Source organism: Candidatus Accumulibacter propinquus (assembly GCF_056856495.1).
The window spans coordinates 540,037-554,826 of sequence record NZ_JBSEHC010000001.1 but is presented as its reverse complement, the minus strand read 5'-3'; the positions used below and the strand labels follow the sequence as shown (position 1 = coordinate 554,826).

Below are 14,790 nucleotides of genomic sequence, written 5' to 3'. Positions count from 1 at the left end.
GGAGTCCGTGTTTCAAATCGCCGGAGTTGCCTCAGCCGCGACTTTTTCGATCAGCAAACGATCGACAAGACCATTGACCGGTGCGACGCCATGCTCGAGTTTGAATTTGCTGACTGATTCACGCGTAGCCGAATCGATCTTTCCCGATGCGGGTATCCCCAGCAGGCTTTGCAGGGTGCGGATGTCCGCTTCTCCCAGACTGCGCTCGGCATCGGTCAGCACGTCGCTGGGTTGCGTCGGTGACGTGACCTCGGCCAGCGGCTTGTTGGGAAGTTTGCCGCCGATGTAGGCGGCGTTGCTGATGCCCATCAGCGTATACAAATTTTCCGGAATTTCGGGTAGTCCCTCGTTGCGCAGCACCGACACCAGGGAATACGACCATGTAAACAAGGTGAAGCCAAGCATCTGAAAACGCAGCAGGTCGAATCCTTCTTTTTCCGACCATAGCATGGGCTTGGTTGCTGGTTCTGCAGAGGAGTTATCGGTTCCCTCTGCCATCCGAGCCAAGATACTCGTCGCACCGGAGATCCCCAGCAGTACAAGAATGCCTGAGGAGAGAGGCAACAACACTCCCGTACTGAACCATGCGTAGGACAGGGCAAAGATGACCAGCAAGGTCCAGAGCAGAATCTGGAGATTCGACAGACTATATCGTCCGGACGAGGCATTGATAACCAGGTTGCGGATGACGTCCGCAGGGTTCAACGCTTTCATCATCCATCCACTGATGGCGAAAGTCATGAGCAGCACCAGCAAGCCGGCCAGTACCGCGCCCATGGCATTTGAAAGCGTGAAGCTTCCCGCGGCATCCACCACCACTTTGCCAGCATCGAAACCGATCGCCCGTACGCTCAATGAAGTCCCAATAAGACGATCCCGCCAGGTCAACCCCATCGCATCGCCTTGCAGCCCTTGCGGCATCGAAGAGAAAAACGCCTCGGTCGGCACACTGACCTCGAAGGTCGCGATATCGCCGCTTTGGCTGAGGAATTTTCCGTTTCCACTCGCGACGGTCGTTTTCGTGCCGTCCCGCGTGAGCCCCTCGAAGCAAAAGGTCACCGGCTTGGTCCGGAAGTCGAATCCGGCCGCGCTGACCTGGACAGTCAGCGGGCTGCCCGGGGGAACACGCACCGGTTTGACGACGGTGAGGCGCGGGGCCGGGGTCAGCGCGCTGATTTCCTCAAGATAGACCGAACGCAACAGCGAAAAGGCCAGCGATGGGTCGCTGTCGAGGGTCCAGATGAGCTTCGTCCCTTTGGTGACGACGACCTTGCCTACTCCGGCCGTGGTGACTTTCGTTTTGGCGGGCAAAATGAATGAACTCGCGAGCGTCAGAACCGGCGATACCTCGAGTTCGCGACCATCCGCCGCCACCGGTTGGCGATCACGTATTCCAAGGGAGAAGCGTCGGTCGCCACTGCCGACCATGGTTGCTCCGCTCTTCTCAGGGAAATCAAAAGTCAGCACCCCCTTGTCGCCGGTCAGCACCCCTCGACCCAATATCTGATCCTTCACCAGAACCGGATGATCAAGCTCCGTGACTCCCGCTTTGGGTTCAAGGCCCAGGGTTCCCGGGTCCAGAACGAGTGTCAGGTCGTGTTCCAGCGTCGCCTCAAGACGGGGATCGACTTCCAGATTTCTGCGGTCGAACTGCAGGATGCTGTTGATCGGCATCACCACCAGTGGCCGACACGCGTCGGCCGCCCAAACAAAAGTGCAGAACAACAGGCCCGCCGTCAGGCCAAGATATTTCAACGCGGCGGCTCTGGCCATGGCTATGCCTCCACGAACAGACGAGAAAAACTGGGCGCGCTCTGCGGAAGTTGGTCCGGTTGGGCGAGAAAATAAGCGAAGCTATCGTTGAACCATTGCACGAAGCGGTCCGCATGCGCGCCGGTTCCTTTTGGATATTGCCTCATCTTCCAGCGGTTGGCGGCACCCGTGTTCTCGTATACGCCACCGGCATTGTAGGCGCAGGCAACCAGGGGCGGATCGAAGCGGGTCATGGTCTGCTGGCTGCTGATATACGCCGTGCCAGCCGCAATGGATGTCTCGGGTTTGAAGAGGCTGTCGCGTGTGATCGTCGGATCCGACAATGCCTCGCGCGCCGTACTGATCAGGGTCTGCATCAGACCGACGGAAACTCGATGTGGCGTTCGTTCATCGCTCTTCCAGCCCGGCTCGATTCGGGGCGGCACGTCAGCACGGCCCGAGCTCTCGGTGCAAATGGTCGCCACGATAAGTTCCAGCGGGACCTTGTACTTCGTCGCTGCATCGGCGATCAGCGTGTCGTATGTCTGCCAGACCCGCGGCACGGTCACCAATTCACCCGGGGAACGGTCGAGCTTGCCATTGACGATGAGGCCATCCCTCGACAGTTGCCACTTGACTCCGCCGAAGTTACTATTGTGAGGTTCCAGCAGGGAGCGAATGCTTACTTTAAACACCGCTGAGCTTCGCTTACCGAGCGCATCCGGGCTCTGCCCGGATATCGCCGGGACCGCGGCACCGTCGTCGCCGGTCACCGGCGCGACCACCAGATCGACCTCGAGCGCGTCCAGTATCACGCGCAGCGGCGTGCAAACGCTGACCTCCAGTAAATAGCCGTCGGACGCCCGGGCAATATGCAAGCCCACAGCCTGATTGTGCCGGTCGACGACCAGTGCGCCACTGTCCATGGGTGTTGTCGCGCTTCTCCAGGCGCCACCACCGCCGAGGCCATACAGGATCTGGTTGCCGAAAAGAAGCGTGAAGGTTGCATTGCTGGTGATGTCGGGATAGGCGATCGGCACGACATTGCCGGTCGAATGCACCGAGGCTTCCGCCACCCGGCCCGTGCCTGCGCCATGAAACTGGACGATCTGGCCTTCGAACATCCCGGTGGACACTTCGCCCGGCATCCCGATACCCTCGATCTCGGCGCTCACCAGGCTATCGTTGGTCACCCTGGCGATCGCCGCATCGCACACCTGGGTCGCCCCCTCGACAAGTCGCCATTTGACGGCGGTCTCGAATTCGGCCACCTTCGTCCAGTCTCCCCCTTGCGGACGAACTTCAATGGCGTCGCCGTGGCGCGCGTAACCATTCATCCCGATGACGTGCCCAGCGGTGAGAATGTAGCGCGTCCTCGGGTCGTGCCTCGATTGCACCAGGCAACCGAAAGTGCCGTAGTTGTTGCTGCGATCGCGAGCGTTCCTCAGTAATGCTCCGCCCTTCACCTGTGCCATGGCCTCTCCTCGTCAGTCATTGACCTTCCCTCCCGCTGCTAGCCAGCTAGCCGGGCGAAGGCCCGAGGCCTTTGGCTTTGCGTGCATTCGTTTGCAACCTGATGGCCGTTTCCTGGGTGTAATCGCCTTTCCGCTGATCAAGTTTTTCCGTCTCCTGAAAGCGGGACAGCGCATTGCGTAAATCGACGTCGAATTTCTCCGGGGTCGGGCTGACGCCCAGTTCGCGCCGCAATTCCCGAACATCCGATTTGGATTGTCTGCATTCGAAATCGGTCCGAGACCCCTCGACTTCACATGTCCGCGACAATACCGTCGCCGCCGCAGCCCCAGCGGCCGGAAGCGTCGCATTCCCTGCTTCGCTGCCAGTCGGCTGGCCTCGACAGAGCTTCACGCCTCTTTCGCTCAATTTTGCGCGAATCTGCTTGCTGTCGGGGGCACTGGAAAAACCAGCCGCGCCATAGACCGCTTCCATGGTGCCGTCATTGATCCGTCCGCCGAATTTCTGGGTAAGGGGATTCGACAGGAAAGCCCGACAAGACTGTTCTTTGAACCAACCGGTAACCTTGACGCCGATCACACTCTGGATCAGGCATAGCTCTTCCGCCGATCGATTTTGCTGGCCAATACAAACGGCATCCAACGAGGATGATTCCTTTTTGGCTGAGGTTGATTTGTTGGTCGTTCCGGTCGTCGCGCTCGCCGTTTTGTCTTCGACGCTGATCGTCAGAAAGGCGGTGGACCCCGCGCTATCCGCGACCTTGACCTTAGTCGAATTGCCGGCCTCGGTATCGCCAGTCGCACTCACCATCAACACTTCTCTGCTCAGGGAAAAACTGATCCCTTTCGGAGCCGGTAGATCGACGAAATTCGCCGTATAGGATAACGTGCCACCACTGAGCGTTACCATTGAGATCCCAGCGATGCCGGCCTTGAAGGCCACCGCGCTGCGGTCAAGTTGCAAGCCGAGATTGAGTTTTTCGAGGTCGATACCGCAACCCGCAAGGCTGTTCCTGACTCTGGATTGAGAGGGCGCAGCCTTTCCCAGCGTCCCTTTCAATCTGGAAATGCTGGCAGCGAGCAAGGTATGCCGGCTGCTCAGATCGCCTAGTGCGCCGGCCAGCTTGAGTACCGGATCGATCGGCGCTTCCCGCACGGCATCCAGAGGAGAGCCGGACTCGGGACTCCCCATAAGTATGCCTCCTTTTTTGGAAGCCACGTTGGTCGCTGCCACGGCGCCTTTGAAGACAGAATCCAGATCGAGGCCCGGTGCAAACATACTCGCTGAGGCGCTGAGATTACTGATGAACTTCGGCAGGTTCGAAAGATCGGCAAGCGTTCCGTTAAGGGCCGCATCGACCGACGTTCGGATGTCTCTCACCGTATTCTCCAGCAAGCCTCCTGCTTCCTGCACGCCTTGCTCCAGCCTGGCAGTATGGCTGATGGCGTCATTCCCCTTCTTGAACAGGACGCCCATGCTGGCCAGTTCGCTTTCGGCCTTGCGCTCCAGGCTCGAAGGATTCTGCCTGTTCTGGTCGCCGACGATCGCAAGCCAGGTCATTACCTTCCCCGCCGCCTTGGCTGCCTGTTCGATGTCCTCCCTGACCCTGGCCTCATCGTTCTGGATATTCGCAATTCCACCTGCACCAATGCGCAGCGGTTCAACCGCGGATTGCGCACAGGAGACCGCTTTCATGCCTTCGATGTAGATGCCGAGCCGATCCTTGCTGGAGTTCCATGTGCCGAGTTGATAAATCGTTCCCGCAGTGAGCGCCGTACCCGCCATCCAGTAGTTGTTGGCATGGCCAACCGCCATGCCGATGATCGCCGCACCCAGGGTCAAGAGCCCGCCACTGAGAAATTGCTGACGTGCGAATTCCTGTGAAAGCTTGGCTTCGTAGCTCTCATAGGTGTTGTCGGCGTAGCGCCAGGCATATTCAATACTGCCCGAAGCAGCGCACGCCGACCCTGACCGGCAACTTGCCCCGTTCATCTCGGAGTAGCTTGGCCTCGGGTCGGTAATATAGGGATTGCTGGCACAACCCGAGATGGCCATTGCGGAAATTACTAGCATTCCTGTCATGAAACGCATGGCGAAGGTTCCCAAGAAAATGGCTATCCGGTTTTGGGACAATTCCGATACGTACTGAGTGACACTGTTCCTATCCTTTAAGTCCTGATACCTGCGCTGCCCGAAAATCAACACGATAGTTCATGGATCATGTTTGCTGATACGACTTCCTGCCGGTTCAACTCATCAATCGACCTGCGTCAGTGTATGGAATCGGACGCATGCTAGGGCATATCTGCGATACAGTCAATAGATTACACGATATCAATGATTTATATTATTGATGCATTCACATTACGGCATTAGCCATCTTTATATGATAATGCTCGAATAGCGCAACCAGGCTTGACCAGCGTCATAATGTTCGTCCATACTTTTGCTTGAAATTCTTGAGTTTCCTGTCCACCCCGAGGAGAGTTCCGATGAGCCAGAACCTGATATCCCTGAACTTCAGCGCCGAAGACATCGCCGCGATAGACTCCGCCTTGAGCACGCTCGAAGAAAAGTTTTCGCATCTGATCGAGCTTTCGGTCGAGCAACGGCGCACCCTCGCCAAGATGGGTGAGAAAACCGAAGGGGTGTGCCGGCAAACGCTGTTGGTTCTGGCGCAGAACAGCCAGATGATTCCGCCGGGCTTCGACCTGCGCGAAGCCGAGAACGACCTGGCCAACCTCGATCTGCTGCGCCGGCGATTCAGCCGCCTGCGGCAACTCGCCGCCAAGGCCGACGATACCGAGATGGCGCTCGGCAGCGACATCCTCTGTGCCGCGCTCGAAGGCTATGCGATCGCCAAGGCCTTCGGCAAGGGCGCCGGGCTCGATGCGTTGAAGGAAACCATGGCTGCCCGCTTCACCGGCAGGCATGCGACGGCGAAGCGCCCGCCGGCCTGACGCCGTCGCCAGCCGCCGCGCCTTGCCGTCAAGTCCTGGAGGCTCGACGTCGTCGTTCTGAAAGACGATGCCGTCCCTCCGGGAAACGATGTCGTCCTTCCGAGAGACGATGCCGTCCTTCCGAGAAACGATCTCGTCCTTCCGGGAAACGATCTCGACCTTCCGAGAGACGATCTCATCCCTCAGAGAAACGATCTCGTCCCTCCAAGCAACGACGCCATCTCTCCAGGAAACAATGTCGTCTTTCCGGGAGACGAAGCCATCCCTTTGGGAGACGATGTTGTTACACGTCGACACACGCGCTTACAGAGTAGCTGACATCGTTCGGTGACCGGGCGCGTTATTGTTTCATTGCGCTGCAACATTGCCGCTGCGGAAAAACAGTCCTGTACCCTCTGGCGAAAGCCTCAGGATTTGCTGTTGTCCGAGGTGCGGAAGCGAGGGGTCGGGTGGATCCAGTGCGCTTCAGCGGGCTGGCCATGGCGTCTGCGAAAGATGCTTCATAGATGGCCCTTCCCTGCCCCGAGAATTCTTGATAACGAGGGAGTTGCGATGAACCATCATCAACGACAGACCGCTGACGTCGAAAGCCGGATCAAGAGCTTCATGGCGCATGCATGTGCCGGAGACATCAAGGCCCTGCGTAATCTGGTGGCCGATGGATTCGACTTGAATGGCAGGAATCAATTCGGCGATACGATCCTCGAATACACGATCAGCACGCTCGATCTCTACCCGCAAGCGCCGAAGTACGCGGTCGTCCAGGAAATGCTGCGGCTTGGCGCTGATCCGAATGGTCCCAGCCAGGACGGCTCCAGCCCCTTGTTCGCCGCCGCCCTGAACATGGACACCGTAATGTTGCGCCTGCTGCTCGACGCCGGCGCCGATCCTAACGTCGTACGCATCCGCAACGACGGTGACCGCGAATCGCTCTACGACTGGGCGCACGCCGTTTACCATGACGAAGTCTGGCAGGGTCACCCGTTCGGCGAGGTGAAACCGGCGGAAGGCGAAGACGAGGACGCCTGGCTTCGCCACCTGTCTGAACTGGCCCACCACTACGACAAGGCACGCCCGGAGCACCTGCAGTTGCTGCGCGAACGCGGCGCGCTGTCGATGTTCGAGTTGCACGCGGACGCCCGCAACAGATCACATCGGCGGGCAGCTCATCAATCGCAGGCACGCAAGAGTCTGTGAGCGGCGCTGGCCTGATCTGGCCGCCGGCGGCGCTACCCGGCGAGAAGCCTAGACGGCCAGCTCATAGACCTGCCGCGATTGCGCGAGGTCGACGTTCTGGTGTTCGCCGAGCGCGACCATGCCATGCCGTTCGAGTTGGGCCAGCAGCGCCGGGATCGCCTCGACGCCGATGCCGTAGGCCGACAGACGGGTCGGCACCTGCAGGGATTCGAAGAAGCTGCGGGTATGCGCGATCGCCTGGTCGATGCGCATGTCGTCGTCGCCGGCGCGCAGGCCCCAGACCCGCTCGGCGTACTGCAGCAGCTTCTGCCGCTTTTCGGCACGCCGGACCTGCAGCATCGCCGGCAGCACCACGGCCAGCGTCTGGGCGTGGTCGAGGCCATGCAGCGCCGTCAGTTCGTGACCGAGCATGTGCGTCGCCCAGTCCTGCGGCACGCCGGCGCCGATCAGGCCGTTGAGCGCCAGCGTCGCGGTCCACATCAGGTTGGCGCGCACGTCGTAGTCCGCGGGCTCGTGCAGCGCGCGCGGACCTTCCTCGATCAGCGTCAGTAGCAGCCCTTCGGCAAAGCGGTCCTGCACCCTGGCGTCGACCGGATAGGTGAGGTATTGCTCGGCGATGTGCACGAAGGCGTCGACGACGCCGTTGGCGACCTGCCGCGGCGGCAGCGTGAAGGTCTTGCTCGGGTCGAGAACCGAGAAGCGCGGGAAGAGCAGCGGGTTGAGGAAGGCCAGCTTGTCATTGCCCGCGCGCCGCGTCACCACCGCGCCGCTGTTCATCTCCGATCCGGTCGCCGGCAGCGTCAAGACACTGCCGAAGGCGATCGCGCTCTTCACCCGGGCGCGCCTGGCGAGGATGTCCCAGGGGTCGCCGACGAAGGGTATGGCGGCGGCGATGAATTTCGTGCCGTCGATCACCGAGCCGCCGCCGACGGCGAGCAGGAAGTCGATCTTCTCGCGACGCGCGAGGTCCACCGCCTGCATCAGCGTCTCGTAGGTCGGGTTCGGTTCGATGCCGGCAAACTCGAACAGCGTGAAGCCCTGGAGCGCCGCGGTCACTTCGTCGAGCGTGCCGGTGCTGACCACGCTGCCGCCCCCGTAGGTGATCAGGACGCGCGCGCCGGCGGGAATCTCGCGGGCAATATCGGCGATACGTCCCTTGCCGAAGAGGATGCGCGTCGGATTGTGGAAAGTGAAGTTTTGCATGGCAGGCTCCTTGAAGCGGTTGCGGTGGTGTCGGGATAGAGGCGCACGCGAAGCCGGCGTGCGAGCGGGAATAGGCCGGCGCCGCCTGCCCGTCGTCGGCGAGGATCGCGCCATTCCGGTGGCAGGCGGCAGCGGCCATTCTCCCATAGCTCAAGTAGAAAGGTCACCGCCTGTGGACTGGCGCCGATCGGCAGCGACGGCGTGAAAGAGTAACGCTGCGACCTCCCGCGCGCCGATCTCCCGAGAGTGGCGCTACGCGTGGAAAACGCGGTCACCTCGCCCCCGGTCACGCCAAACCGGCTCGGTCGGCATGCTATAGTTCTTGGGACGGATACTGTTGGTGAAGGGGTCCGGGAGGCGTTGGAAGTCCGCGCAAGGCTGTCGGCATCGACGCGGTTGTCGGGATTTCCAGAGAACGTGTTGATGCTGCACTTCCTTGTTTCGATGGAAAGCATCAGCCCTGTCTGTGGATTCGTGAATGACCATTCGGAAGATGAATTTAAAGCCACAAAAGAGAAAATTCTGGCGGCATTGCAAGCCTGTTGGGAAAAACAGAGACATACTGGGAAAAACCGATCATGTAAAGTACAGGCTTTCGCCTGCCCTCCCTGATCATAGCGTGCATGCTGTTTTCCCACACACGCGCAGGAAAAGACACCGCGCAGCCTTCCGATGCCGCTTGTTGGGGCCATGCCCATGGAAGGGATCGCCGGGCCGGCCTGCAAATCGGACATTGGACGGCATTCGGCAACCACCATCCTCATGAGGCGGCATGGCCATGGATTTTCAATGGGATGAAGCAAAGGCACGCAGCAACGAAAAGAAGCATGGGGTTTCATTCGTCGAAGCCGCTGATGTCTTTGCCGACACCCATTCTCCGTGCGTCCGCGACCCGGACCATTCGTATCATTTCCGCACGTCGCATGACCCGCCAGGAGCGTCAAGCCTATGAACGATGAAGACACGTTGCGGCCGGAGTACCCGGCTGATCTGATCACATCCGGCGAGCGCGGGAAATACGCCCGGCGCATTCAGGAGGGCACCAAGCTGGTCCTCATCGAAGCTGACTTGCAGAGCCTGTTCCCGGATGCCGAGGCCGTTAATCGTGCCCTGCGCACTTGTGCGGAAGAGCATCACATGACGCCGACCCGACCATTCCAGGGTAATTGAAAGCATGCGCACCGATCTATCGCTGTTGCCACCCGACTTGCCGAAACCCGTTGATGATGGTGCGGCGGCGCATCTGGAAGGCGCCTTGCTGCCGGAGGTGGTGCTCCCGAGCACCGACGGCAGCGCCGTCAAGCTGAGCGAGCTGCGGGGTCTATGGGTCCTCTACCTCTATCCGATGACCGGGCGACCCGATGTGCCCTTGCCCGAGGGATGGAATGACATTCCCGGTGCGCGCGGGTGTACCCCCGAGTCCTGCAGTTTTCGGGATCACTATCGCGAGCTCGACGCCCTGGGTACGGGGGTCTTCGGACTGAGCGCGCAGCCCTCCGAAGAGCAGCGCGAAGCCCGCGACCGTCTGCACCTTCCGTTCCAGTTGTTGAGCGACAGCGCGCTGCAACTGAAAACGGCGCTGCGGCTGCCCACGTTTTCCGTCGCCGGCATGACGCTGTTCAAGCGACTGACGATGATCGCCGAGGACGGGAAGATCAGGAAGGTTTTCTATCCGGTGTTCCCTCCCGATCGCCATGTCGACGATGTCCTCACCTGGTTGCGGTCAGACGTTCCACCCGGTGCTGCCAGGAAAGGGCAGCGGCGTTGAAGCGCGCTCACCGGCGCCAACCGTGGGCATCCCTCGCCGGTTTGCGCGACCATCAGCACTTTTGCAGGAGCATGATCATGGATCGGTCTGCAGTGCTCATCCCCGCCGTAGCGGCTGGAGATGTTGCGCTGAAACCTGAGACGGGCACAATACAAGGCGAAACAAGGAGGATTTTTTCGGCTCACCGCGGGGGTGAGCTCGCCCTGCGCAGCCCGCGCCGCGGGCATGTCGAAGGGCCTGCGTGTCATCGACAGAAGTTTCCAGGATCATTCCGCCGCCAGCCCTTCGTCGGGCAAGGCTTCCTCTTCGATGTCGTCCTCTTCGACGCCTTCTTCTTCCTCCTGCACGGGCGGCTCGCTCGCCAGGGGAATTTCCTGCGGTGCCGGATGCAGTTCGACCGGTTGCGCAAGTGTCTGGGCGAGACGGCCTTCGAGCTGTTCCGACAGGTGATGGACGCCGGCCATGACGCCGGTCGCGGGATCCTCCATCAGGCTGTGCCACAGGTCGTCCAGCGCGGCGTCCAGGCTTTCGCGAAGCTGCGCTTCCATTTCCGGCCGTTCCTGCTCGTGCCGGATGGCGCCGAAGCCGGCAGCGCCCAGCGAGATCACCACGCCGGCGACACCGCCGACCGCCGCCGCGGCAGCGCTGGCGCCACCGCTGGTGGCGAGCCTGGCCACCAGTCTCTCGCTGGCCCGTTTCGCTACTGGCGATATCCGGGCATCCGAAGGCCCGCCGCCGGCGCCACCCGCGGCCTTGCGGATGTGGGCGGTCAGCGCCACAACCGCGGGGAGCGTGTCGAGCGGATCGGCATGCACGACCTGGTAGAGCGAGGCGTTGTGCGCTGCCGGCGGCGCCAGTGCAATCGCCGGAATGTCCTCGAGCCGGCGGTCGAATTGCTCCGGAGGCACGCCGTAACGCCGCGGGATGGCCTGCAGTTGTTCGCCGAGGAGCCGGACGTAGCGTTGCGTCGCTTTCGCCCGGATCACTTCGGGATTGATCTCCCGGGCAACGGGTTCGAGCACACGTTCTCGGTATTGCTCCTGCAGATACGCCGCCAGTCGTTGCGCGGCCGGATCCTTCCCTTCGCCGGCGCCGAGCTTGTACCAGGCGACCTTGATGGCCAGCCATTGCTGCGTCCAGTAGCCGGTAAACCACGGGATGAAGTCGGCCTCGCCGCGCTTGTGGACGCGGCTTCGCCAGTTTTCCATGAAGCGGCGCGCGTCGTTCCCGGCCGGTATCATCGCCGCTCGCGAGGCGGCGAGAATGTCGCTATCGACCTGCCACCAGGTACGCTCCGAGACGTATACCGGCGGCATCGGGTCGGGGGTGCGACCTGAGGTGGCGCATCCCGCCAGGCCGACGATCAAGGTGATGAGCAACCAGCGAAGCCTGCCGGTCGCCGTTCCGTAAAGTCGGTTCGCCAGCGCCCGCAGCGCAGCGAAGCGGGCCATGCGCACGGCAGGGTCGCGGGCCGCCGGTTTCTTCCGCAGGGCCGGCATCGACGGCGGCTGAATCAGGTCCGGAAATAGCCCGTTTGCTGGCGCAGTTGTCCGGCCATGACTTCGAGCTGGTGGGCGTTGTCGGCGTTGCCGCTCATCGTCGCGGTCGTTGCCTCGGCCATCCGGGCAATCTGCTCGACATGCCGGGCAATGTCGCCGGCGGCCGCGGCCTGCTCACGCGCGGCGTTGGCCACCTCGCGCGCACGCGCCAGCGAGTCGGCCGCCTGGACGTCGATCAGATCGAGCATCGAGGCCGCCTCGCGGACCAGTTCGAGGCTGCGGCCGGCCTGCGGCACGGCGGCCTCGATGCCGGTGACGGCGAGGCTGGTCTCCGTCTGAATCTGCTCGATCGTGTTCGCGATCTGGATCGTCGCCTGCGTCGTCCGTTCGGCGAGTTTGCGCACCTCGTCGGCAACGACGGCAAAACCACGCCCCTGTTCGCCGGCACGTGCCGCTTCGATCGCCGCGTTGAGCGCCAACAGGTTGGTCTGGTCGGCGATCTCCTTGATCACCTGCGCGATGCCGCCGATCTCCCGCGAGCGCCGCAGCAGCCCCTGCACCTGCGTCGCCGAGCCCCCCACCGTCGTCACCATCGACTCGATCTCGCCGGCCGCGCGCTGGATGACGGTAACGCTCTCGTCGGCCAGGCCGGCGGTGCGCTTCGAATTGACCTCGGTCTGCTGTGCCTGCGCGGAGACCTCGTTGATGCTGACCGTCATTTCCTCGATCGACGCAGCCGTCGCGGCGGTCGCCTCGGCCTGCGCGCCGGCCGCCCGACTGACTTCAGCGGCGGTGGTGGACAAGGCTTCGGCATTGTTCGAGAGCAACTGCGCGGCGGCGTCGATGCTGCGGAAGACTTCGCTCAGCCGACCCTGCATGCGCTGCATGGCCATCAACAGGCTGTCGGAAAAGCGCGTGTCGGCGACCACCGGCGTGGCCAGATCGCCGGCAGCGATGCGTGCCGTCGCCGCCGCGGCGTACGCCGGTTCACCACCGAGCTGGCGCAGTACACCGCGGGCGAGCCGCCAGGAAATCACCGCGATCAGCGCCAGCAGGGCCATGGCAATGCCGCCGAGGATCAGCGTTTCGCGACGGAACGTGGCGTCGACGTCGTCGATGTAGATGCCGGTGCCGACCACCCAGTTCCACGGCGCAAAAAGCGCGGCATAGGAGAGTTTCGGCTCGGGGATGTCCGAACCGGAGCGGGGGAACCAGTAGTTGACGTAGCCGCCGCCGGCCTGAGCAGCGGCGACCAGTTCCTGGATCAGGAAGGTGCCTTTGGCATCCTTCATCTCCTTCTTGTTCTGACCCTCGAACTCCGGTTTGGTCGGCAGCAGGAAGTAGACGTGGTTGGTATCGAAGCCGAAAAAGTAGTCGGTGCCGGCATAGCGCAGGTCGCGCAGCGTGGCGATCGCCGCCAGCCGGGCATCGGCTTCCGGCAGCACGCCGCGCGTCGAAAGCTGGTGATAGTGGCTGACGATGCCCAGCGCGACCTCGACGAGATTGCGCGTCTTCAGCTTGCGGTCCTCGAGCAGATTGCCCTTCAGATTGACCAGGGCGACGATGCACAGCACCGCCAGGCCGATCAGGGTGAGCAACGAGAGGGCCGTCATCCGGACCCGCACGCCGATCGGTGTGTTATTGGTGCTCATGGTTTCCCTCCGGAGCCGGTAGCGGGCCCATCCGTCGGTGCCCACCCACCGGCGGTCATGGTTATCCCTTCTGATGTCCTCAGTATCTGCCCTTCCGCACAGCGCGGCAATCGGAAATTGCTGCTGCGCGCCGCTTTTCGGAAACACCGGAAGCCCTGGGTCCCGCGCTGTCCGGCGATGCCGCTCACATGCTGCGCGCACCGCCGACGGAAGCACCATGCGCACGATTCCGGCGATCGAGACAGGCCAGGCGTTTGACCCGCCGGCGAGAAGCCCGGATACTGCGCCGTTCGCCCCCAACGCTGCTGTGCCCTTCGCCCATATTCATGCAAGCACGCACCCCGCCCGGTTTCACCGCTTTTGCCGTGATGGTCCTGCTCTGCGCGACCTGGGCTTTTCAGCAGGTGACGATCAAGGTCGCCGGCGAAGGCATCAGCCCGATCCTGCAGGCCGGGCTACGCTCGGCGATCGCCCTGGGGCTGCTCACCGCCTGGGCGTACTGGCGGCGACTGCCGCTGCGCGGCGACGACGGCAGCCTGCGTCCGGGCCTGCTCGCCGGGCTGCTGTTCGGGATCGAGTTCGTCTTCATCTACGTCGGCCTGTCCTACACCACCGCCTCGCGGATGATCGTCTTTCTCTACACCGCTCCGTGCCTGACGGTGCTCGGGCTGCACTGCTGCGTTGCCGGCGAGCAGTTGCGCTGGCGGCATCTGGCTGGCGTCGCGCTGGCCTTCGCCGGCATCGTGTTCGGTTTTGCCGGCGCGAGCGGTGTCCGGCCGGACGCCTGGATCGGTGACGGGCTGGGCCTGCTCGCGGCGCTCGGCTGGGCGGCGACGACGGTGCTGATCCGCGCCAGCCGCCTGGCGACGATCAGTGCCACCAAGGTGCTGTTCTACCAGCTCGCCGCTTCGGCGGCGCTGCTGCTGCCGCTCTCGCCGCTGCTCGGGGAGAGCGGCGTCACGACGCTCTCCGTGCCGATCGTTCTGGCGCTCGCCTACCAGGGCGTGATCGTCGCCTTCGCCAGCTATCTCACCTGGTTCTGGCTGCTCACCCGCCACCTCGCCGGGCGGCTGATGGTCTTTTCCTTCCTGACCCCGCTCTTCGGCGTCGCTTTCGGCGTGCTGTTCCTGGGCGAGAGGTTGACCCCCAGCTTCATTGTCGCGGCAGTGTGTGTCACGCTGGGGATCGTGCTGGTCAATCTGCCTGCCAGCCGGCCAGCGGCGGCGGAATCGCCGGAGTAGCCACGGCGGCAGGTGGTTTTCCTGCGGGCATCGCTTGCCGGATCG

The 14,790-nt window shown here is 62.4% G+C and carries 13 protein-coding genes; 7 read left to right on the top strand and 6 right to left on the bottom strand.

Annotated features, from left to right (window positions below):
- Positions 1 to 12: 12 nt before the first annotated feature.
- From AC15MQ_RS02455 to AC15MQ_RS02445, 3 genes are read right to left on the bottom strand one after another with little or no spacing between them, the layout of a single operon-like run.
- A complete protein-coding gene (locus tag AC15MQ_RS02455) occupies positions 13 to 1,773 on the bottom strand; it encodes a hypothetical protein (RefSeq protein ID WP_483079211.1) in 1,761 nt (586 codons plus the stop codon).
- A 2-nt stretch (positions 1,774 to 1,775) separates the two neighbouring features.
- Entirely contained in the window at positions 1,776 to 3,227 is a 1,452-nt protein-coding gene (locus AC15MQ_RS02450) for a transglycosylase SLT domain-containing protein (protein ID WP_483079210.1), read from the bottom strand.
- Between the two features lie 46 nt (positions 3,228 to 3,273).
- Positions 3,274 to 5,316 (bottom strand): hypothetical protein, encoded by a 2,043-nt coding sequence (locus AC15MQ_RS02445; RefSeq protein WP_483079209.1) that lies wholly within the window; start codon positions 5,314 to 5,316, stop codon positions 3,274 to 3,276.
- A gap of 401 nt (positions 5,317 to 5,717) precedes the next feature.
- Here AC15MQ_RS02445 and AC15MQ_RS02440 point away from each other — a divergent pair, with 401 nt between their 5' ends.
- Together AC15MQ_RS02440 and AC15MQ_RS02435 are read left to right on the top strand one after the other, a co-directional pair.
- A complete protein-coding gene (locus tag AC15MQ_RS02440) occupies positions 5,718 to 6,185 on the top strand; it encodes a hypothetical protein (protein ID WP_287655165.1) in 468 nt (155 codons plus the stop codon).
- A 552-nt stretch (positions 6,186 to 6,737) separates the two neighbouring features.
- Complete coding sequence (locus tag AC15MQ_RS02435) at positions 6,738 to 7,382, top strand: ankyrin repeat domain-containing protein (protein ID WP_483079208.1); 645 nt, start codon at positions 6,738 to 6,740, stop codon at positions 7,380 to 7,382.
- A 48-nt stretch (positions 7,383 to 7,430) separates the two neighbouring features.
- Here the strand turns inward: AC15MQ_RS02435 and yqhD are convergent, their stop codons facing one another.
- Positions 7,431 to 8,585, bottom strand: coding sequence for an alcohol dehydrogenase (yqhD, locus tag AC15MQ_RS02430; RefSeq protein WP_287670831.1), 1,155 nt, complete (start codon positions 8,583 to 8,585; stop codon positions 7,431 to 7,433).
- Between the two features lie 258 nt (positions 8,586 to 8,843).
- On the opposite strand from yqhD, the gene AC15MQ_RS02425 reads away from it, so the two are divergent.
- The 4 genes from AC15MQ_RS02425 (at position 8,844) to AC15MQ_RS02410 (ending at position 10,353) form a co-directional block, all read left to right on the top strand.
- Positions 8,844 to 9,197, top strand: coding sequence for a hypothetical protein (locus AC15MQ_RS02425; protein WP_287655170.1), 354 nt, complete (start codon positions 8,844 to 8,846; stop codon positions 9,195 to 9,197).
- Between the two features lie 160 nt (positions 9,198 to 9,357).
- The gene (locus AC15MQ_RS02420; RefSeq protein ID WP_483079207.1) at positions 9,358 to 9,537 is read left to right on the top strand and encodes a BrnT family toxin; all 180 of its coding nucleotides are present in this window, start codon (positions 9,358 to 9,360) and stop codon (positions 9,535 to 9,537) included.
- Positions 9,534 to 9,755: a hypothetical protein gene (locus tag AC15MQ_RS02415; RefSeq protein WP_483079206.1), complete on the top strand. Its 222-nt coding sequence runs from the start codon at positions 9,534 to 9,536 to the stop codon at positions 9,753 to 9,755. The genes AC15MQ_RS02420 and AC15MQ_RS02415 overlap by 4 nt, the downstream gene beginning before the upstream one ends.
- Before the next feature lie 4 nt (positions 9,756 to 9,759).
- The gene (locus AC15MQ_RS02410; RefSeq protein WP_483079205.1) at positions 9,760 to 10,353 is read left to right on the top strand and encodes a peroxiredoxin; all 594 of its coding nucleotides are present in this window, start codon (positions 9,760 to 9,762) and stop codon (positions 10,351 to 10,353) included.
- 266 nt (positions 10,354 to 10,619) lie between these two features.
- Here the strand turns inward: AC15MQ_RS02410 and AC15MQ_RS02405 are convergent, their stop codons facing one another.
- Together AC15MQ_RS02405 and AC15MQ_RS02400 are read right to left on the bottom strand one after the other, a co-directional pair.
- Positions 10,620 to 11,852, bottom strand: coding sequence for a hypothetical protein (locus AC15MQ_RS02405; RefSeq protein WP_483079204.1), 1,233 nt, complete (start codon positions 11,850 to 11,852; stop codon positions 10,620 to 10,622).
- A gap of 14 nt (positions 11,853 to 11,866) precedes the next feature.
- Positions 11,867 to 13,504, bottom strand: a complete 1,638-nt coding sequence (locus AC15MQ_RS02400; RefSeq protein ID WP_350495778.1) for a methyl-accepting chemotaxis protein — start codon at positions 13,502 to 13,504, stop codon at positions 11,867 to 11,869.
- Positions 13,505 to 13,830: 326 nt separating this feature from the next.
- On the opposite strand from AC15MQ_RS02400, the gene AC15MQ_RS02395 reads away from it, so the two are divergent.
- A complete protein-coding gene (locus tag AC15MQ_RS02395) occupies positions 13,831 to 14,745 on the top strand; it encodes a DMT family transporter (protein WP_483079203.1) in 915 nt (304 codons plus the stop codon).
- Positions 14,746 to 14,790 lie beyond the last annotated feature (45 nt).